A 20,685-nucleotide genomic window follows, 5' to 3' on the forward strand; every position below is an offset into this window, starting at 1 on the left:
TGGTCAAGTAGGTTACCGCTGTTGGCGATACTCTGTAGGTGACTGGTCAAACCAGCGCTTGAAGGCTCGAGTAAAGTTACTGTGGTCTGAGAAGCCCAGTAAATAAGCGATTTCACTCAAACTACGATCAGAGTCCTGTAAATAGAGCCTCGCCAACTGTTGACGAATATCCGTTAACAGTTGGGTAAAATTAGTCCCTTCATCCTGCAAACGCCTTTGCAGATTACGTTGACTACAGCTTAACCGCTCAGCTATGGCCTGCTGGCTGGGATCACCACCCGGTAACAGCCCAATAATCTCGTTTTTCACCTGAAGGGCAAAACTGTTGTCACTGAACTTTTCGACATATTGTGCTGTTAACTGATCCTGCATGCGGGCCAGTTCACTGTTTGCTCCTGGTAAAGGCTGGTCAACATATTGCGAACGTATGGCGATGATATTTTTTGAAGAACCAAAGGCCACACTGCAACCAAAGAACGCCTCGAACTCTTCAGGATTACTGACCGCAGGCCGTTGCATTTCAATTCGACCCATTGGCAACTCACCGGGGTACACCATGCGCAGCAACTTAACGATACTGGCAAAGCCAAAGTCCACGGCCTCATGCCCAACCGAAGTGCCATTAAGGATCATTTTCATTTCATAGATCAGCACACCCTCCTCTTCGTAGACGGAGGGTATTGCCACATTGGAGAGTACTTCACCGTAGCGGGCAATACGATCCAGTGCATCGCGCAATGTCTGACTGCACAGTACTGCTAGTCCTAAAGTACGCCAGCTGGCTGGCTGAAAATACTGTTTTGCCGCATGAATACCGATGGCAGGATCATCACACACCTCTGCCGCCAAACGCCAGGCCTCGGCAATGGCCTCCACATCAGCTCTTTCGACCACCTCATCCTTTTGCAACCAATCGCCATCGCGTAGCAATGGTGATAAGTCTTTGAGGTCTTTACCCCTTTCGATAAGGATCGAGCGGACGGTGTTTAACCAGATGGGGAGGGAGGTGTGGTTATACATAAGAGCGGCTTATAGCTTTATAAATAGCCAATGGTAGATAGATCATACCATGTTATTAATTTTAACCAATAAGTCATCCCTCATAAAAAAGGCGAACCGGTAAAGGTTCGCCTTTTGAGCTATTAAGCTCAAGTTTATCAATTGTAGTTCTAGAATCTTATCGTGCCCTGTATCGCTACTGAGGATGGCCGGTCATAAAATCCATAGTAAGCTGCACCCGCATTACCGGTGAGGGTTGTGGACAATGGCGCCGTATTACCAAAGGTGACCACCTCCTCATCAGTCAGGTTTTTACCCACCAATGCGACTTCCCACTTTCCGTCAGCAGCACCCAATGCAACCCGAGCATTCACTTTAGTATACGAGTCTTGCTCAAGGTTTGGATCCAGAGTTGGAGAGGCCAGATAGTCATCACTGTAGATAAGGTCGAGTGTACTTCTCAGCTCTAATGCATCGCTCAGCATATATACATAATCAGCTGTAAAGCTAGCTTGTATCTCAGGTGTGAATTCACGTGTTTCGCCTTTAATATCACATAACCCTGGATTGCTTGGGCTATTAGGAGTTTGACCAAAGTAGCACTGAGCATTAGGGAACTTATCGAATTCAAAGTCCAAATACGCTAAAGCACCATAAATAGTTAAACCTTCGCTCAAGCGCCAACGACCATCCAATTCAACACCTTGGCTAGTTGCTTCACCTGCATTGGTAACATTAAAACCCAATGTACCATCAAATTGACTGGTTTGCAGATCAGTATACTCCGTATAGAAGATAGCAGCGTTTAATTCAGCGGCCCCATCTGCCAACGTAAACTTACCACCCAACTCAAAGCTATCAGCTTCTTCCTCCTCAAACTCAAATACACCTACAAGATCAATCACGCCTGCACGTAATGCGTTAACGACTGAAGCATCAGGGTGAGCATTAGAGCGCACATCAAAGCCACCTCCTTTAAAACCAGAGGTATAAGTCGCATATAGCATCACATCCTGATTTAAATCATGTTGTAATGTAATGAGAGGTGTGAACGCCGTTTCATCTCGATCAGCTTTGATTTCTGCATAGGGCTCAATACGGAACAAGCCAAAAAATACATTCAAATCATCGGTTACTGCGCCAATAGGTTGCGTAACGCCTGAGCTATCAACATGAAACTGTCGTCTTGAAGCCTCTTTCTCTTCATCTGTATAGCGACCACCTAATGTCAAACGAGTCTCTTCCGTAATATTCCAAGTAACCTGAGCAAACACAGACCACATATCACTGTCCTGCTCAAAGGTTCTTTCTGTTGAGGTTCCTAATATCACTGTGGGATCAGCTACACCTAGCCCCGTTAGAGTAGCACTGAAAGCCGGAAGCAATAATGTATCGCTAGGAATACGAATAGCATCCTCGAATTCCAAATCAGTCGTTTGATAGAAGAAACCTGCAATGTAATCGATGGTTTCTCCACCTGGGGATGTAATCCGAATTTCCTGACTAAACTGATCAAACTCTTCAGTAGTATCAGCGGTAAATATTGAAGCCCCTGTAAAATCACAATCACAGGTTTCTTCAAACTCATAGGCGTTATAACCGCTTATCAATGTCAAAGTATGATCACCGATACCATACTCAGCTTTTATTGTCACATTATCAGTGTCGTTATCACTGGTATCACCGTTAGACTGACGTTTAAAATTCTGCTTGGTATCAAGAGTATAAGCACCAGCAGTCAAAGTAGATAAAACGCCCGCATAAGGTACAGCACCTACAGGGTTAACAATTTCAAGAAAGCGCCCCTTATTATCGAAAGTGCCAGTTTCAATTTTCAAATCAATAGTTAAGTCGTCATTAACATCCCACTTCAAGCTTCCTCGATATACTCCAATATCCTCGTCAGACTCATCATCATCGAGCGTTTCATTGTCATAATAACCATCAATGGTTCTATCCATAATCGCAAGACGGCCATAAAGGTTATCAGCAAGCGGACCAGACAAAACCAAACGTACATCCTGCTCCCCGTGATCAGGCTCATATAAAGCAGTGAGCGATCCTTCAAACTCTTCTGTTGGCTTAGCGGTGATCATACTGATGGCACCGGCAATACTGTTCTTGCCAAATAGAATACCTTGCGGCCCCCGCAAAACTTCTACTCGTTCAAGATCCATAAACGGTGCGCGAGCTAGCTGTGCACGGCCATAATAAATTCCATCGACATATTGGCCAACTGATTGCTCAAATCCCTGATTAATCCCAGAGCTGATACCTCTAATCGAGATATTGGTACCAATACCTGTTTGATTCATTGTTAAGTTGGGTACATAAGCTGTCATATCTTCCAGATTATTAATGCCAGCTTCTGCCATTTTAGCTCCAGTCACGGCATTTACTGAGATGGGAACATCCTGCAAGCTTTGCTCGCGTTTTTGAGCGGTTACTACTATCTCCTCCAGGGTAAACGTTTCCTCTTGCGCTAAAACAACGCTCGGTAGCACAGCCACGCCTATTGCCGTAGCCAAAAGACTTTTAGAAGAAATAGCTCCTGCCGATAACAATCTAGACTTACTCATAGTCACTCTCCCAGAGTATTGTGGATACCAGCCTCGTACCGCTCTAACTCATTAACTGCTAGGTCGCTGAACGAACTTAATAAATCTGATCAATACATTCAGGCTAAGATAGTGAAACTATAGTAAGACTTCTGTCATCTTGCTGATGGTTTTATTAGCGTTTACCTCTATAAAAAAAACCGTTTATACCTGCTCGGTATAAACGGTTTTTAGGTTATATACAGGGTAAATACTTAGAATCTTAATCGCCCACGAATGGCGTAATTAGCGGGCCGCCCTTGTGTCCCGACCTGATTTGATCCCGGACCACCACTACCATTGGCTGCCGTTGTTAGAGGCACATCATTGGTATAGGTCATATACTCTTCGTCAGTAATATTGCGACCTATCAGAGAAACATCCCATTTGCCATTTGCAGCACCAAACGTGAAGGTGAGATTGGTCAGCGTATAGGAATCTTGTCTGACGATTGGATCCGCATCGGCAGTAGTTGAATGATCATCGAGATAGTTCACATCGATCACTGAGCGTAAGAAGAAATCACCGATGGGAATTTCATGCTCTAACGAAAGAGCACCAGAGTAGTCTGCGGTTATCGGTGGAGCCTCGCCTTTTAGATCCTGAATACAAGCGCCAGTTACAGGATCAGCCGTTGTATAAGTGGGATCGGCAATTTGTGCCGCGGTACAACCGGCATTGGGAAACTCTTCATACTCAAAATCAAGATAACCCAAAGACCCGCTTAGCGTTAAAGTTTCTGTTAAACGCCAACGTCCATCCAACTCAACACCAGAGACTCCTGCAGATCCGACATTTTTAACAACAAAACCAGCCGTCCCTGTAAAGACGGAGGCTTGTAAATTTTCATAATCCATATCAAAAATGGCAATATTCAGTTCTGCAGCACCATCCGCCAAAGTCATCTTAGCGCCGATTTCGTAGGATTTTACTTCTTCCTGATCATACTCCGCTTCCGACAAAACATCCGTCAGCGCGAAACTGTTAAAGCCGCCACTTTTGGTACCAGTAGAGACCGTGGCGTAGAGCATGGTATCTTCTGTAACATCCCAGGAAAGATTAACACTATAGGTCCAATCTTCTTCATCTAGCTTTAAGTCATCAAAAACATGTGGCGTAAATTCAGCTGTAACTAACTGCCCTACCGAACAGGTTGTCAGCGTACGAACACCAAATTCTGCACACCGCATACTCTGCTCTGCATCTTTTTCTTCTTCCCCGTAACGTAAACCAATCGTTAACTGCACAGTGTCCGATAAATCCCATGAACCTTGGGTGAAGGCAGCCCAAGATTCCGAATCCTGCTCCAGGATGCCGTAACGAGAGAATGACGCTACGGGAGAAATAATCGCCGTATTGTAGGCTGTCAACGCATCTGTAAAGAGCTCATTGTCCTGATAATAAATACCAACGATATAATTAAATCCATCATCTCGATCTGATACTAAGCGCGCCTCAAGGCTGGTCTGCTCATAATCTTCAAACTCATCAAATTGCAAAAAAGGGATTGATGAAAAATCTACATCCTGCAACCGATCAAATTCGTATTCCGAGTACCCCAGAATAGTGGTAAAGGTAGAACCTGATTCCAAAGTGTGATCAACCTGCAAAGCAAACTCACTGGTATCCCCATCAAAGATAGCCGCACTACCTCTATCCATGGCAGGGGCACCACTATTGGAAACATTGGTTTTAAAATCATTCACAGGGCCCGGGGCAGGTGTTGCGCTCAATGAAGAAATCTCATCAAAGGGCCCACCGCCATTATCCCAGTCGCCATGTTCATACTTGAATTTAACCAGGGTATTTTCACCAGCATCCCACTCCAGTGAACCACGGGCAGCCCATTCATCTACTTCTGGCCACTGTTCATTGTAACCCTCATTGTCTACCCAGCCGTCATCCAACTCCCGAACCTGGAACGCAAATCGCCCACGCAACTGATCGTTTAGAGGCCCGGACACATAACCCTTATATTCAAGCTCGTCATGCTCAACTTCATAGAACGCTGAAATTTCTGCTTCGAACTCCTCTGTAGGTGCGGCAGAGCGAATATTCAGCGCTCCACCAATGGTGTTTTTACCAAACAAGGTACTCTGCGGACCTCGCAACACTTCAATCATGCCGACATCCAAAAAGGAAAAGCGCGATTGCACCGAACGCCCTCGGTAAATGCCATCTGAAAAAGTACCTACCGACAACTCAAACCCTGCCTGAGCACCGGCCTGAATACCGCGGATGGAAACCACATCAGAAATGGCGGTGGTTGTGATATTCAGGTTCGGGATATAGGCCGCAAAGTCCTGCAAACCAGGAATACCCACCTCGGCGATTTTTTCACCACTCATGGCGGAAACAGAAATCGGCACATCTTGCAGGCTTTCTTCGCGTTTTTGCGCAGTAACCACAATCTCTTCCAGGGCAAAGACATCTTCTTGTGCCTGAACCTGGACACTGGCTGCAGTTAACGTTGCCAGGGATATGGCAAGGGGAGTTAATTGTAGTGAGTTGATACTTTTCATCGCCGTGATTCCTTTATTTATAGTTTTATGGTCTGGCGCAATTTCCAATACGCTCTCCCTCGTTGATCATTAGCAAATATCGATCAAGGAAATCGGCCTAAACAAGAAAAACTATAGCTGCTGGAATCCGACTTTGCCGGAATCACTGCGAATAATGGGATATATCGGTAGGAAGGGTTATGACGGAAAGGAGTAAATGGCTGGGGCAGTGGAACTGCCCCTGTGACAAAGATTAACCAAAGACGCCCGAGGCCTTAAGCTCGGATATCTCGCTGTCACTTAAATCTAACAGGCTTTGCAGACAATCGTTATCAGCACCTAACTCACTACCAATATGCTGGTAGGTGGGCTCAGCAGCAGAGAATTTGATCGCCGTACCTATTTGTTTCTGTGCACCACCACCGGGCACAGGCACGTCAACAATCATATCCCGCGCTTGAATCTGTGGATTCTCACAGGCTTCGGCAAAGGTTAATACAGGCTCTACACAGGCATCCTTATCGGCGAACAAATCAGTCCACTCTTGCAAAGTCTTTTGTTTGATCGCCTCTGCCAGTGTTTGCTTAAAACGCTTCTGACTGTCCGTATCCTGTTGGCTACCCAAGGCCAGTAACTCTTCACCGCCAACCGTTAAACACAAACGTTTAAAGAAATGTGGTTCCAAACTACCTACCGACAGGTTGCGGTTATCGGCGGTTAGATAATAGTCATAGAATGTACCACCATTCAGCCAACCTTTTTCAAGCTGAGGTTCAACACCAGCCGCCAGATAGTCAGATCCAAACATGGCATTTAGTGTAAACGTAGCATCGGTCATGCTGATATCGATAGACTGGCCTTCACCGGTTAAATGACGGTGGTTAACAGCGGCTAATAAACCAATGACGGCATGCATGGAACCGCCGGCGATATCGGCAATTTGAGTTCCCATTAAAGGCGTCGGTTGACCTTCACGACCTGAGTATCCATTAACGCCGGAAATGGAAATATAGTTGTTGTCGTGACCACCGCGATCACGATAGGGACCTGTTTGCCCATAACCGGTAATGGAGCAAAAGATCACTTTGGGGTTCACCGCTTTTAACGCCTCGTAACCAATCCCCAAGCGGTCCAACACACCGGGACGAAATTGTTCGACGACGATATCGTATTCCTGCACCAGTTTTTTGACGATCTCGATAGCTTGCGGTTTTTTTAAATCCAAACCAATAGATTTTTTGCTGCGATTAAGCATGGCATGCTTGGTACTGGTGCCGTCAGCAAATGGAGCAAGCTCACGCACAAGGTCCGAGCGTCCCGGCGCCTCAACACGCAGTACATCTGCCCCCAAATCCGCCAACATCATGGTGGCAAACGGGCCTGGCAACAGGGTAGACAGATCCAGTATCTTCAGATTATTTAATACACTCATAGTTGACGCCCTAAAAGAAGTTTGAAAGCCAGTGACTTTCTATTATGCATCTACTATGACGATAAAAACCTGCTTTTTACACGTCAGAAGTCTACAAATGGGTTGTCGAAAATTCTCACCCGCTCTTAATCGTTATGAGCCATTACGCTTGAGGAATGCAATGGATTGCTGCAAAGCTTGCAATGCCTGCGGGCAAACACCACCCATGGAGATAAAACCGTGCATCATATTGGGATAATGTTTGTGCTCGACGCTAACACCCTGCTCCACTAAACGCTTGGCGTAGAGGATATCGTCGTCACGTAGCGGGTCATAACCCACGCTGAGCAGGTAAGTAGGCGGCAAATCTGCAAGATCGTCTACCAATATCGGATTGATGGCACTTAACTGCATATCGAGGTTAGAGCCCAAATAGTGACCAGAAAAGTAATCCATCATTTGCCGGGTTAGCAACATGCCGTCATTGGCTTGGCGATAAGAGTCACTCTGACCGCGAAGATCCATCATTGGGTAAATTAACCATTGATAACCCGGTAACTGGCTAGGCTTAACACCCAAGGTAGGCAGTAGAGTCTGTTGACAAATCAAGGTTGCCAAATAGCCACCCGCACTGTCCCCACCAACACCCAGGCGCTGAGGATCAAGCTGTAAGGACTCGGCATTGCCGACAACCCAGTTCCAAGCCTGAATGGAATCTGTCACAGGCACAGGAAAAGGATGCTCCGGCGCGCAACGATAATCCACGGATACCAGTACAATACCTGCCTGGTGAGCCACCCAACGGCTGAAAATATCGTGACTGTCCAAGTCGCCAATAACACAGCCACCGCCATGGAAATACACCATCGCCGGGAAAGGCCCAGATGCGGGCAAACTTTGTGGATAATAAATACGCAGTGAGCAGCTACTGCCATCCTCCAGGGTTACCGACTCATGACAGATACGTGCCATGGTTTGCCGATCGACATTAAAGGGTTGTTCCATTAAGCGGTAGGCTTTACGTACCTGCCTGGGTGGTTTGAGGTGTAAAGGAGGGAGCTTTCCTGCCATGGCCACCACTTTGGCCTGAGCTGCGGTTAAAGCATTGGGATCAGTATCGGCGGGTAATTTGCGCCATGCCCAACGGGTCAAACTCTGTACTATTCCCAATAACATATTGCTTCCCACTCCCCGGTTAGTCTGCTGCCAAACAAGCTAATGTAACGGGTCTCTAGTAGTACCATAAGGTCATATGCTGACACACCAGAATATTAGGGAAGAAGCTATTAAGCCGTGGATAACGCTGTAATCGCCTCGGTAGACAAGAGGGTTAAGGCGCCATATTCGGATTTAACCCAGCCCTCTTCCTCCCAGCGCTTTAATGTCTTGTAAATGCTCTGGCGGGTAACCCCCAGCATGGCTCCCAGTTCTTCCTGGGCTACCTGCAGGCAAACGCCTTCGTCCTGCTGTACACCATAGGTGGAAGCCAGAAGCAAAATACGCTTGGCCAAACGTCGCTCGAAGCCATCGCGGGAAAAACCAGTCAACATCTCAATTACAATGCGGGTTCTGCGAGCCAGTAATAAGCTCATCGACTTGTAGAGGATGGGGTGTTTATCCAGCAGCTCTTGCAGGGACTTAAAAGGAAAGGCGAGTAACTCCACCTCCGTTAACGCAGCAGCGCCATGGTGCATGGGCAAGCGATCAAAAAAGCCCGACTCGCCAAACAGTAACCCATTGCTCATGTAGGCCAGCACAAACTCGCGTCCCTCAGGCGTGGTTAGTCCTAGGCGCATAGTGCCTTTCATTGCTGCGTAGACGGACGTGGTCCGCTGCCCTTGTGAGTAGAGGGTTTGCCCAGGCTCCAGGGTTATGGTCTGGGCCAGGTCCAGCATCTGCTCAACCACTTCCCTATCCAAATCGGCAAAACCTGGATTGTTCAATAACAGTGGATAGTCGTCGATGCTGGCCATAGGGGCTGGTTACCTTAGTATTACCATATTATTTGAACTCGCCATGCCTGCCTGCACCATCAGCAAAACGCTGGGCGCCATGCACGGCCTCTTTATGGACTACAGGATACCCACCTGCGCCCTCTCTCACCAGCCCTTCTGCCACATCATAATCCCACTGGTGATAGGCAGAGGTGCGATCCGCGCGTAAACAGGCCTGAGGGAATTCTGCGATCTGCTCTGCCAGCTTTACAGCCTCAGTTACGGCGGCACCCTCCTCGACGACGCGGTTAGCCAAACCAATATGCAAGGCTTCTTCTGCATCCACAGGGCGACCGGTGAGAATCAGATCCATAGCCCTACTTTGGCCTATCAGGCGCGGCAGTCTTACCGTACCGCCGTCAATCAGGGGCACGCCCCAGCGGCGGCAGAACACACCAAAGGTCGCTGATTTTTCCATCACCCGCATATCGCACATAACGGCCAGCTCCAGGCCACCGGCAACGGCGTAACCAGACACGGCGGCAATCACCGGTTTGCTGAACATCATACGTGAAGGCCCCATAGGGCCTGGACCTACACCTTCAGCATCCACTTCATTGCGTAACTCTGGGTCACTAATGGCTTTTAAATCGGCACCGGCACAGAAGTTACCACCCGCACCGGCCAACACCGCTACACACAGATCATCATTCGCTTCAAAGGCTTTAAAGGCATCGCGCAGGGCATCGGCGGTTGGGCGGTCAACGGCATTGCGTTTTTCGGGACGGTTGATGGTGATTACACAAACCTTACCAATATGCTCGACCAATACGGGATTGCTCATAGCTTCTCTCTCCACACTTTTCTTTATTTATTCAATCTAAGGCTAACACCTTTCTATAGGCAAAAAAAAAGCAGGCTCAAAAGAGCCTGCTTTTTTGTCAGCATCAGCCTAGGATAATCATTCAGGATGATTAGCCGACGGCTTTCAGCGCTATCTGCTCAATTCTATCCACAGGGATTGGGTAGAACATGGCCGCAGGGTCACTGGCAATGGCTTCGATAATCTTGGCCAGGTCTTCAGCTTTTGCCCCCCAACGGGAGAAGTCTGTGGCACAATCAATCTGGTGCTGTAACTGTCGCAGTTTGGCCACCACATCCAACACCAGTGCTTCACCACTATTACCTGTTGGCTGCATATTCAACGCCTGCGCCAAGCGCTCGGCATTGGGTGCGTAAAACTCCGGCAGCACTTCCATAATGATCGGCAGCAATACTGCATTCGCATCCCCATGGGGGATATGGTAGAGCGCACCAAAGGCATGGGCACAGTTATGCACAGGGATGGCATTCAGCGCCATCACAAAGGCATCAATGGCCATGGTACTGGCTTCCATCATGTTCTGACGAGCATCGATATTTTTTCCATTGGCCACAGCCTCTGGCAGGTTTTTCTCGATCAATTGCGCCGCCAGAATACTGCGGGAATCGGTAAAGTTATTGGCTACTGGCGAGGCTACCGCTTCCAATGCATGGGTCAATGCATCCATACCCGTTGAGGCGGTTAAACCCGCAGGCAATCCCAGAGCAAGCTGTGGATCGAGTACGGCCATATCAGCTTCAATAAAAGGCGCAGCCAAGTTGACTTTAATACCCAACGCTTCGTTATAGAACACGGCGGCGGGTGATACTTCCGCCCCCGTACCCGAAGTTGTCGGTACGGCGATATGGGGAATAAAGGAATGCTGCGCTTTAGGCCAGGACTCCAACTTAATACCACCCAGCAATGCATCTTCAATGCCTTGCGCTTTGTGATGCAGCGCATACTTAACACCCTTGGCTGCATCCATCACACTACCACCGCCAACGGCCAGAATGGCATCTGCCGCTATTTCACGGGCGTAGGCCAGAGCTGCATTCACCGAGGTAAAACCTGCATCGGGAGAAATCTCATCATAGACGCCCGCTAACACAGGATTATTGCCCGACTGCATGTTATCGAACACGCGGATAATTTTATCTACCACACCCACCTGCTTAAGGCCCTGATCACTTAACAGTAAAACGCGTTTGGCATTCATACCGTCAAACAAGGCGGGTAAACGAATAATGCTACCTGCACCACTGTGGACAGCTGTGCGCAGGTTGTATTGGAAATAACCGGTACTAGACATGTTTATAAATCCTCTCTGCGCTTAGGCTTGACCCAAGGTGGTGTGAACAATGTGGTGTAAACGCTTTTTCGCGGGCTCGCGTTCAAACGAGGTAGAAACCGCTTTGGTCTCTACGTAGGAGTCGATACTGTATTTACCAAACTCACGCCCATAACCACTTTGTTTATAACCACCGAAAGGAGCATCGGTACGCATCATATGCCAGTCATTAATCCACACAGAACCCGCGCGCAGATCACGGGCAATTTCCTGAGCCAACACCAGATCCGTAGTCCAGACACCCGCTGACAATCCATAGTCATTGTCGTTAGCCATAGCAATGGCTTCATCGAGAGAACGGTATTTGATCACAGAGAGCACCGGTCCAAAGATTTCTTCACGGGCAACTTTCATATCGTTGGTCACATCAGCCAATACGGTTGGCTGAACAAAGAAGCCGCCTTCACAACCTTCAACATCGGCGCGCTCACCACCACAGGCGACGCGTGCACCTTCATCGCGAGCAGACTGGATATAATCCATGACACTGTGGAAATGCGATTCGGTGGACATGGGGCCCATACCGGTCGCCGGATCAATCGGGTTACCCACAATCATACGGCTGGATACTTCGACCAGCTTATCTAGCAGCGCATCGTAAATATCTTCATGCACTAACAAACGCGTACCTGATTCACAGGCCTGCCCAGCATTCATATACACACCCCACAGGGCGCCGTAGGCCACATTTTCCAACTGGGCATCTGGCAATACGATACCAGGGCCTTTACCACCCAGCTCCAGCGTGCAGCGCTTCATGGTTACCGCACAATTTTGTTGTACGTGCTTACCAATGGCGGTAGAACCGGTGAAGGAAATCTTATCCACATCTTTGTGCAAGCTCAGCGCTTCACCCACTTTGGAACCGGAACCAACAACAATATTCAGTACACCTTTCGGCAATACACTTTGCAGCAGTTCCACCAAACGAACACTTGAAGTCGGCGTAATCTCAGCAGGTTTCAAAACGATGGTATTGCCCGCCGCCAAGGCTGGCGCGACCTTCATAGCCAATAACAGCAGCGGAAAGTTCCAGGCGGTAATCAAACCACAGACGCCAATGGGCTCTTTCCATACCTGGGAGTGCACCTGCTCTGGCAGCGGACGCGTCGGCAGGTTGGTGACAAAGGGGTACTCTTTAACTTCTTCCGCCAGATTCATAAACAAATCGGCAACAGCGGGAATATCCATACCGGCGATGCGGTTTAGGGTTCCCCCGGAGCAGGTGATCTCCAGCAGAGCCAATTCCTGTGCATTTTCCATAATCACACTGGCACAGGCGTACAGAATTTTGGAGCGCTCTGCCGGCGGCATGCGGCGCCAAGCCTTATCCGCAAAGGCCGTTTTGGCACAGGCTACCGCCTGGTCCACATCGGCTTCGTTGCCCATAGCAACCTGCCCCACCGTTTCACCGGTGGCGGGGTTAATCACATCGCGGTATTCACCGCTGCTGGGCTCACAGCGCTCACCGTTAATAATTAACGGATAGCGTGGCATCTCACTGGATGACATAGACTCTCTCCCTTTATTTTGAAAAGGCTTTACCGAAAAGGTATGTATTATTTTTTACTCTCGAGAATCATTATAAGCAGGGAGTTTTTGAAAGGTCTTATCCCCACGCGACAGATCAACGCCTGATAAGGCTATTTAGTGCTTCTGAGGAATAGCGTTGGATAGATATATCCATACAAAAGGAATTGAACGCCAATAGGGTATATATGACAGATTCAGATGAATTCTGAAATCAGCTTTTGGCTTGCAAACGATACTCAGCCGGACTGACCCCGGTCCATTGCTTAAAGGCACGGGTGAAGGACGCGGGTTCAACGAAGCCCAACAGCTGGCCGATTTCGGCAATACTGAGATTTTCGTGCATTAATTTATCGATCGCCAGGTCACGCCGCAGCATATCTTTAATTTGTTGATAGCTGGTGTTTTCCGCTTGCAGTTTGCGTCGCAGGGTCTGCGGGCTGACACACAACTGTGAGGCCACTTGGCTAAAATCAGGAAAGCCATCGCCGGCGCGTTGTTGGCGTAACACCAAACCTTTGATTTGGGCGGTATAACTATCATCGGTACCCGGAATCACCATTACATCAGCGGGTGAGCGCTGCAAGTAACTATTTATTTCTTCCATATTACGAATCAGCGGCCACTTTAAAGCTTCTTTACCAAACACAAGCATATTGTGGGGCTGATCAAACTCATGACTACAGGGAAACAAGTGCTTGTAACTTAAGTGATAGTGTTTGGGTTTGCTATAGGCAAAGGTGGCGTGATGTAAATGTAATTTCTTACCGGTAATCCAGCAAAAGAAGCGATGAAAACACACTAACAGGAATTCAGCCAGATAATCGTCCTTGTCGAACTCCGGGTGTATAAGGTCCACATAAAAGCGAACATCGCGTTCGCCGATTTCGAAATCGAAATGGATGTCATCACGGGTGACATTATAAAAGCGGCAGACTTCCTTGATCAGTGCCTGCAAGCGATCGAACTGGCCGACATAACGCACCAGCAGGGCAAACAGTCCAGGCTTGCAGCGGGTTGGTGTTAGCCCCCAATATTCATCGTCCACTTCCTGCCAGATACGCTGACACAGGGCGACAAATTGTTCGGCATGGGCCATACCATCTTCCTGAAAATATACCTCAGGCGATATTCCCAAATCCGCCAATATCGGTAACGGATCTCCACCATTATCAACGATGTGCCGCATCAACACACGCAGGTAGTGACTGGGAACGGTAATTAGGTTGGCCATAAAAACAGGATACTACTGCCGCCAATGCAATCCAAGCCGAATCATTCAGCGAATGAGACGGTATCCGCCAGACTCGCTCGGGGAGTACGTGTTTTGTTGGCCGCAACAGACTCATCTTCATAACCAAAGGACAAGCCAACCAAAAGGCCAATATCATCGGGAATATTCAACGCCGCTTTAACCGGTTTCGGATAATACGCCAGCGCCCCCTGAGCACAGCTGGCAATACCGTGGGCACTCATAATCAGCATTAACGTCTGCAAGTAAATGCCCACATCCAGACCATTGACGATATCAAAGTCCATGGGCATACCGATAAATGCAACGTGCGGTGCATCAAAAAATTGATAGTTACGCAGCAAGGCACCCTGACGTGCAGGTTTGTCGTTACGGGCAATCCCCATATTGTCGTAGAGCGCTACGGCACAATCTACCTGACGCTTGCGGTACTCGCCCTTAAAATCACCAAAATAGTTAAATGCCAACTCCTGGGGTGCGCCAGACATAACACATTCAACCAGGTCATTGCGTAATTTATCGCAGGCCTCACCGGAGGCGACATAGGTTTTCCAGGGCTGGGTATTGCAATTGGATGGCGATAATTGAGCCATTTCAAAAATATGGGTCAGTAAGTCCTTATCAATCTGCCGATCGGTAAATCCACGCACGGAACGGCGACTCTGTAGCACTTCACCCAGAGAGGTAGAATTAAGAATTTCATCAAACTGTTCAGCCACGGGTTTGGCCTCCGTATAGTCTGCCTGTCATATTTTGAGGGCTATTGTAATACAGAAAAGGCCAGCAAATGCTGGCCTTTTCGACAAAGACGACCGTTAAGGTGCCAGGACCGTACGGCTAATCAGCTCTTTCATGATCTCCGAGGTACCGCCATAAATACGCTGCACACGGGCATCTACATAGAAACGTGAAATGGCATACTCGGTCATGTAGCCATAACCTCCGTGCAGTTGCAGGCAGCCATCGACCACACGCCCCTGCATCTCGGTAGTAGACAGCTTGGCCATACTCACGGTTTCCACATCCAGCGTGCCTTCAATGTATTGCGCTTTACAATCTTCAACGAAAGAACGGTGTACACGCGCTTCAGTTGCCATTTCTGCCATTTTAAAGCGAGTGTTTTGCAGCTTGCTGATAGGTGCACCAAAGGCTTTACGCTCATTAACGTATTCCTTGGTGATTTCCAGTGCACCTTCAGCGGCGGCAACGGCACCACAAGCAAGCGATAAACGCTCGCGCTGTAGCTCATTCATCAGAACAAAGAAGCCACCATCAACAGGCCCCAGGACAGCGGAAGTCGGCACACGAACATCTTCAAAGAACAATTCTGAAGTGTCAGCTGCATGTAAACCAATCTTGTCCAAATTACGACCACGGCTAAAACCTGGCTTATCACAATCAACGATAATCAGACTGGTACCTTTAGCGCCTGCAACATCCAGATTGGTGCGACAAACAACCACAACAAAGTCACAGTGCTGGCCGTTGGTAATAAAGGTTTTACTGCCGTTAATCACATACTCATCGCCGTCTAGCTTGGCGGTGGTACGCACACCCTGCAGGTCACTACCAGCGCCCGGCTCGGTCATGGCGATAGCGCCAACCAGTTCACCGGTAGCCATCTTCGGCAAGTACTTCTGTTTTTGTTCTTCCGTACCCGCATTGACAATGTAATGGGCCACAATATCGGAATGTACAGCCATATTACCGCCCACGGCACCACAGCCTGCTTTGCTGAATTCCTCATTGATCACCATGGAATACAGGAAGTTTACGCCGTAACCGCCATATTCTTCAGGGATATCAACACACAGGAATCCCTGCTCACCAACTTTGTTCCAGATCTCGCGGGGGTACATTTCTGCCTTTTCCCACGCTTCATAATGAGGGGCAATTTCTTCGCTGATAAAACGCTTCACGTTGTCGCGAAACAGTTCCATCTCGCTGTCTTGTTGAATAAAACTCATACTCTCGTACCATCGTTTGAACCCGCATTATCCGTTTCTGCCGAACAGTTTGTGGGGTAGTTGCAAGATGCTAATCACCAGACTATTGCATGCACTAAGCCATCGGGTGATTAGCTAGAAGCTAGGGCTGCCTTACAGGGCAACTAACGCCTCACCAATCAGGGTTTGCTCACCAGATGCCTTGGCGGCCTGGATTTCACAGCGGGCCAGTTTTTCGCCATCTTGCTCAATAATTTCCACTACCTTACCGCTGCAGGTAATGACATCTTGCAAATGGGTAATGGCGGCAAAACGGTTGCTGAATTTGCGCAACGTCGATTGCGGCTGCCATGCCGTCAACATGCGTCCCAGATACGCCATGGACAACATACCGTGGGCAAATACATCGGGCATACCGGCCTTTTTGGCAAAATCGATATCAATATGAATCGGGTTGTGATCACCGGACGCTCCGGCGAATAGCGCCAGGGTGGTGCGGTTAATCGGTGGTAATTCCAGTGCAGGAATTTCGGTACCAACAATAATCTCTGACATGATAATTCTCCTGCTCTGTTTAATTACGGTAGACAAGTGACTGGGTTGTTTTAACAACCTCTTCGCCATCCTGATTGGTAAAGGTGGTTTCCAGTACCACAAACTCCAGTGCACCGCCTTTTTTGTCGAACATATCTTTTAACACTGTTTGACAGGTGATGGTGTCACCGGCACAGATAGGCTGCAGGTATTCAAACTCCTGGGAGCCGTGCAGGATGCGGCCCAAATCCATCTTCAGCAGACCTAGCACAGGCAGAAAGTCCGGTGATTCCAGATCGATAGAAAACGGGAAGGTGGGTGGCACAGGAATGCTTTTATAACCCGCATCACGGGCAGCAGACTCGTCAAAGTAAATTGGATTGGTTTCGCCAATCGTCTGGGCAAAAAAGCGCAGACGGCCCTTTTCAATTTCCACAGTATGTGGATCGAACTGGTGTCCGATAAAGCTACGATCTAACATAATTTCTCTCTCTTCTAAGGCCAGTTTATGTACGCTGACCTTGCAAACTTACGTAATTCCTGGATTCCCTCCCCTGCCTACGCAGGGGCAAGCTTAACAGCCGCGGGAATGGCAAGGTGAAGATAAGTACTCGCAAAAAGTTCTCTTAATTACTTTTTATACATGGTTACTACAGCAGCACCACCCAAGCCCAGGTTATGCTGCAAGGCAATACTCGCACCTTCAACCTGACGTTTGTCGGCGTTTCCACGCAGCTGATTTACCAGCTCATAACACTGAGCCAAACCGGTCGCACCCAATGGGTGACCTTTGGACATCAATCCACCGGATGGGTTAACCACAAACTTACCGCCGTAGGTGTTATCACCATCGGCAACAAACTTGGTGGCTTCACCTTCACCACACAGGCCCAGGCCCTCATAGGTGATAACTTCGTTGGTAGTAAAACAATCGTGCAGCTCGACTACGTTGACATCTTCAACACCGATGCCGGCTTCTTCGGTTACCTGTGCCACAGCGCGCGCGGTCATATCGGAACCCACCAGTTTAACTGGATCAGTCCAGGACACAGGCGTATCGGTGGTCATGGCCTGACCGACAATCTCAACGCCATTGCTGATGCCGTGTTTCTTGGCAAAAGCTTCACTGACGATAACCGCAGCGCCAGCACCACAGGTCGGCGGGCAACACATATAACGCGTCAGGAAATCCATAAACACAACCGGTGCGGTCATCACATCTTCTTCTGTCAGCGGTGTGCTTAACAGAGAGTAAGGATTGTTCATGGCGTGATTTCGGGTTTTTACGGAAACCTTGGCGAACAGGTCTGCGGTCGCACCATACTTTTCCATATAGTAATGGCCAGCCGCACCGAAACAACGGAGTGCCAGAGGCGCTTGCGGGTATTCTTTTTCATCCAAGACTTTGAGGAAATTATCAAACGGAGACTCACGATCATCCCAGTGAGAACCCAGGGCACCCGGTTGCATTTCTTCAAAGCCAAAGGCCAGTGCACATTCAACCGCACCGGATTTAACGGCTTGGCGGGCCAGGAACAACGCGGTGGAACCGGTTGAGCAGTTGTTGTTAACGTTGACGACAGGAATACCGGTTTGGAAAGCATCATAAAGCGCGTGCTGACCACAGGTGGAATCACCGTAGACATAACCGGCGTAAGCCTGTTCGATCAGGGTGTGATCAATACCGGCTTCTTTTACGGCACCCTGAATCGCTTTGGACGCCATCACACGATAAGACTCAGACTGACCTGGCTTGGCAAACTTCACCATATCAACGCCAGCAACTATGGCTTTAGACATCACCTATTCTCCATTTTTACGTTAATGATGCGGTTCTTTCTTCTACAAACAGCGTTTACGGAAAGAGCCGCTTAAAATTCTATTCCCAGCTTTTGCGACATTGCCGCAAAGGTATCTTCAATACTGGCGGGATGATCAGCATGGGTAAAATCACAAATCTGCTGCCACTGCTGTTCGACATTTTCAGCGGCAAAACCCGCAGGCATAACGCTGCCTGAGCTACGCTGCCAGCGCAGCTTGCTGATCCAACCACCCCCAGCTTCAAAACAGGATCCGGTTTCCTGGTTGGACTCACTGCAGAGTTTTATCACCAAGGGGGCAACGGCCTCGGGCACCAACGCCGTTTTGAAATTATCCGGTAACAGATTCTTGGTCATGCGCGAAGTCGACACCGGCGCAATGGCGTTGACACAAATGTTGTATTTCTTGCCTTCCAGCGCCAGGGTCTGTGTCAGCCCTAATATTGCCGCTGTGGCACAGCTGTAATTTGCCTGGCCAAAGTTACCGTACAACCCCATGGCCGAGGATGTATTCACAATACGTCCGTAGCCCTGCGCACGCATTTCCTGCCAGGCATGGTGACAAGCTTTGTAAACGCCATGGATATGAACATCCATTACCGCCTGCCAATCTGTATCATCCATCTTGGCAAAGCTGCCATCGCGAAGGTTGCCGGCGTTATTGACCAAGACATCGATGCGGTCATAGTTATCCAGGGCGGTTTGTACAACCTGATCGCCGTCTACCACAGACTGATAACAGGCCACAGCCTCGCCACCGAAGGCGCGAATCTCCGCCACCACCTGATCGGCAAAACAGTGGTTGGACGCCTCACCGGTGACAAACGCCCCCAGGTCATTAACCACCACACTGGCACCGCGGCGGGCAAACTCCAGGGCATAGGCTCGCCCCAGGCCGTTTCCGGCACCGGTAACCACAACAACGCGATTATCAAATCGAATAGGAGCGGTCATTACCTGCATCCACCTGGAAGGTTCAGCTATTCAATAATGACCAGTGTGCGCCTAAAGCGCGGGGAGATGAATGTTGAATACGACCAATTATGCTTGTCGAAAAAGCTCAGTCCTGTTGATCAAGCGCCCACTGATAGAGCGCTTTTTTCTTCAAGCCGGTAAGCTCAGCAGCGATACTGGCAGCCTGCTTGGTAGGTAGCTCCTTAAGCAACACGCTCATGATACGTTCAGCTTCTGGGTCTAAACCAGCATCCTTGGTTGGCCCGGCGTGACCGCGCACCAGCACGACTATCTCGCCCTTACGCTGGTTAGCATCGCTGGCGACAAAGGTTTGCAGTTCAGATAAGGGCGCACTGACAATGGTTTCAAAGGTCTTGGTCAGCTCACGGGCCAAAACCGCTTCTCTATCCAAGCCAAAGATCTCGGCCATATCCGCCAGACAGGCTTCAATACGATGAGGCGCTTCATAGAACACCATGGTGCGGGGTTCCTTGGCCAGGGGCTTGAGGGTATTTTGACGCTGACCGGACTTGGCCGGTAAAAAGCCCTCAAAGGTAAAGCGATCAGAAGGTAAACCCGATGCACTCAGCGCGGCCACCATGGCGCAGGCTCCGGGAACAGGGATGACCTTAACACCGGCCTCGCGGGCCAGGCGTACCAGGCGATAGCCGGGGTCGGACACCAACGGGGTACCGGCATCGGAAATGAGCGCCACAGACTCACCGGCAGCAATACGTTCAACCATATTGCGGGTACGGCCTTCATCGGTATGGTCATGATAGGCCACCATCGGCGTCGAAATGTGAAAGTGGTCCAATAATCGAGCACTGTGGCGGGTATCCTCCGCAGCAATCACATCTACGCCCTGTAGTATTTCTACCGCACGCGGTACCATATCCCCTAAATTACCAATGGGGGTTGCGACAACATAGAGCGCAGATTCCATGACTTTATAACTCACAGCTTTGTTGATGAACTGGCAAGATCACAAACC

17 protein-coding genes are annotated in these 20,685 nt (G+C 49.0%); all 17 read right to left on the reverse strand.

Annotation, left to right across the window (positions count from 1 at the left end; all coding sequences use genetic code 11):
• Positions 1–12 precede the first annotated feature (12 nt).
• Positions 13–1,020, reverse strand: coding sequence for an AraC family transcriptional regulator ligand-binding domain-containing protein (locus ACGHZ6_RS17620; RefSeq protein ID WP_390615324.1), 1,008 nt, complete (start codon positions 1,018–1,020; stop codon positions 13–15).
• Positions 1,021–1,169: 149 nt separating this feature from the next.
• Positions 1,170–3,578, reverse strand: coding sequence for a TonB-dependent receptor (locus ACGHZ6_RS17625; protein ID WP_390615325.1), 2,409 nt, complete (start codon positions 3,576–3,578; stop codon positions 1,170–1,172).
• Positions 3,579–3,811: 233 nt separating this feature from the next.
• Entirely contained in the window at positions 3,812–6,118 is a 2,307-nt protein-coding gene (locus ACGHZ6_RS17630; protein ID WP_390615326.1) for a TonB-dependent receptor, read from the reverse strand.
• 232 nt (positions 6,119–6,350) lie between these two features.
• Positions 6,351–7,529 (reverse strand): CaiB/BaiF CoA transferase family protein, encoded by a 1,179-nt coding sequence (locus ACGHZ6_RS17635; protein WP_390615327.1) that lies wholly within the window; start codon positions 7,527–7,529, stop codon positions 6,351–6,353.
• A gap of 132 nt (positions 7,530–7,661) precedes the next feature.
• A complete protein-coding gene (locus ACGHZ6_RS17640) occupies positions 7,662–8,684 on the reverse strand; it encodes an alpha/beta hydrolase (protein WP_390615328.1) in 1,023 nt (340 codons plus the stop codon).
• Between the two features lie 110 nt (positions 8,685–8,794).
• A complete protein-coding gene (locus ACGHZ6_RS17645; protein ID WP_390615329.1) occupies positions 8,795–9,481 on the reverse strand; it encodes a Crp/Fnr family transcriptional regulator in 687 nt (228 codons plus the stop codon).
• A gap of 28 nt (positions 9,482–9,509) precedes the next feature.
• Positions 9,510–10,286, reverse strand: coding sequence for a crotonase/enoyl-CoA hydratase family protein (locus ACGHZ6_RS17650; RefSeq protein WP_390615330.1), 777 nt, complete (start codon positions 10,284–10,286; stop codon positions 9,510–9,512).
• Positions 10,287–10,416: 130 nt separating this feature from the next.
• Entirely contained in the window at positions 10,417–11,616 is a 1,200-nt protein-coding gene (locus tag ACGHZ6_RS17655) for an iron-containing alcohol dehydrogenase (RefSeq protein ID WP_390615331.1), read from the reverse strand.
• Positions 11,617–11,637: 21 nt separating this feature from the next.
• Positions 11,638–13,167: an aldehyde dehydrogenase family protein gene (locus tag ACGHZ6_RS17660; protein ID WP_390615332.1), complete on the reverse strand. Its 1,530-nt coding sequence runs from the start codon at positions 13,165–13,167 to the stop codon at positions 11,638–11,640.
• Positions 13,168–13,399: 232 nt separating this feature from the next.
• Positions 13,400–14,419, reverse strand: a complete 1,020-nt coding sequence (locus ACGHZ6_RS17665; protein WP_390615333.1) for an AraC family transcriptional regulator ligand-binding domain-containing protein — start codon at positions 14,417–14,419, stop codon at positions 13,400–13,402.
• A gap of 41 nt (positions 14,420–14,460) precedes the next feature.
• Positions 14,461–15,156: a nitroreductase gene (locus ACGHZ6_RS17670; protein WP_390615334.1), complete on the reverse strand. Its 696-nt coding sequence runs from the start codon at positions 15,154–15,156 to the stop codon at positions 14,461–14,463.
• A 96-nt stretch (positions 15,157–15,252) separates the two neighbouring features.
• On the reverse strand, positions 15,253–16,404 hold the full coding sequence (locus ACGHZ6_RS17675) for an acyl-CoA dehydrogenase family protein (RefSeq protein WP_390615335.1): 1,152 nt from the start codon (positions 16,402–16,404) through the stop codon (positions 15,253–15,255).
• 132 nt (positions 16,405–16,536) lie between these two features.
• Positions 16,537–16,938: a MaoC family dehydratase gene (locus ACGHZ6_RS17680; RefSeq protein WP_390615336.1), complete on the reverse strand. Its 402-nt coding sequence runs from the start codon at positions 16,936–16,938 to the stop codon at positions 16,537–16,539.
• A 19-nt stretch (positions 16,939–16,957) separates the two neighbouring features.
• Positions 16,958–17,398 carry a MaoC family dehydratase N-terminal domain-containing protein gene (locus ACGHZ6_RS17685; RefSeq protein WP_390615337.1) on the reverse strand — a complete coding sequence of 147 codons (441 nt, stop codon included), beginning with the start codon at positions 17,396–17,398 and terminating at the stop codon, positions 16,958–16,960.
• A 149-nt stretch (positions 17,399–17,547) separates the two neighbouring features.
• The gene (locus ACGHZ6_RS17690) at positions 17,548–18,717 is read right to left on the reverse strand and encodes a lipid-transfer protein (RefSeq protein ID WP_390615338.1); all 1,170 of its coding nucleotides are present in this window, start codon (positions 18,715–18,717) and stop codon (positions 17,548–17,550) included.
• Positions 18,718–18,788: 71 nt separating this feature from the next.
• Positions 18,789–19,691, reverse strand: a complete 903-nt coding sequence (locus tag ACGHZ6_RS17695; protein ID WP_390615339.1) for an SDR family oxidoreductase — start codon at positions 19,689–19,691, stop codon at positions 18,789–18,791.
• A gap of 106 nt (positions 19,692–19,797) precedes the next feature.
• Positions 19,798–20,637, reverse strand: coding sequence for a 16S rRNA (cytidine(1402)-2'-O)-methyltransferase (gene rsmI / locus ACGHZ6_RS17700; protein WP_390619183.1), 840 nt, complete (start codon positions 20,635–20,637; stop codon positions 19,798–19,800).
• Positions 20,638–20,685: the final 48 nt, after the last annotated feature.

The organism is Maricurvus nonylphenolicus, from assembly GCF_042854845.1.
GTDB classification, from domain to species: Bacteria; Pseudomonadota; Gammaproteobacteria; order Pseudomonadales; family Cellvibrionaceae; genus Maricurvus; species Maricurvus nonylphenolicus.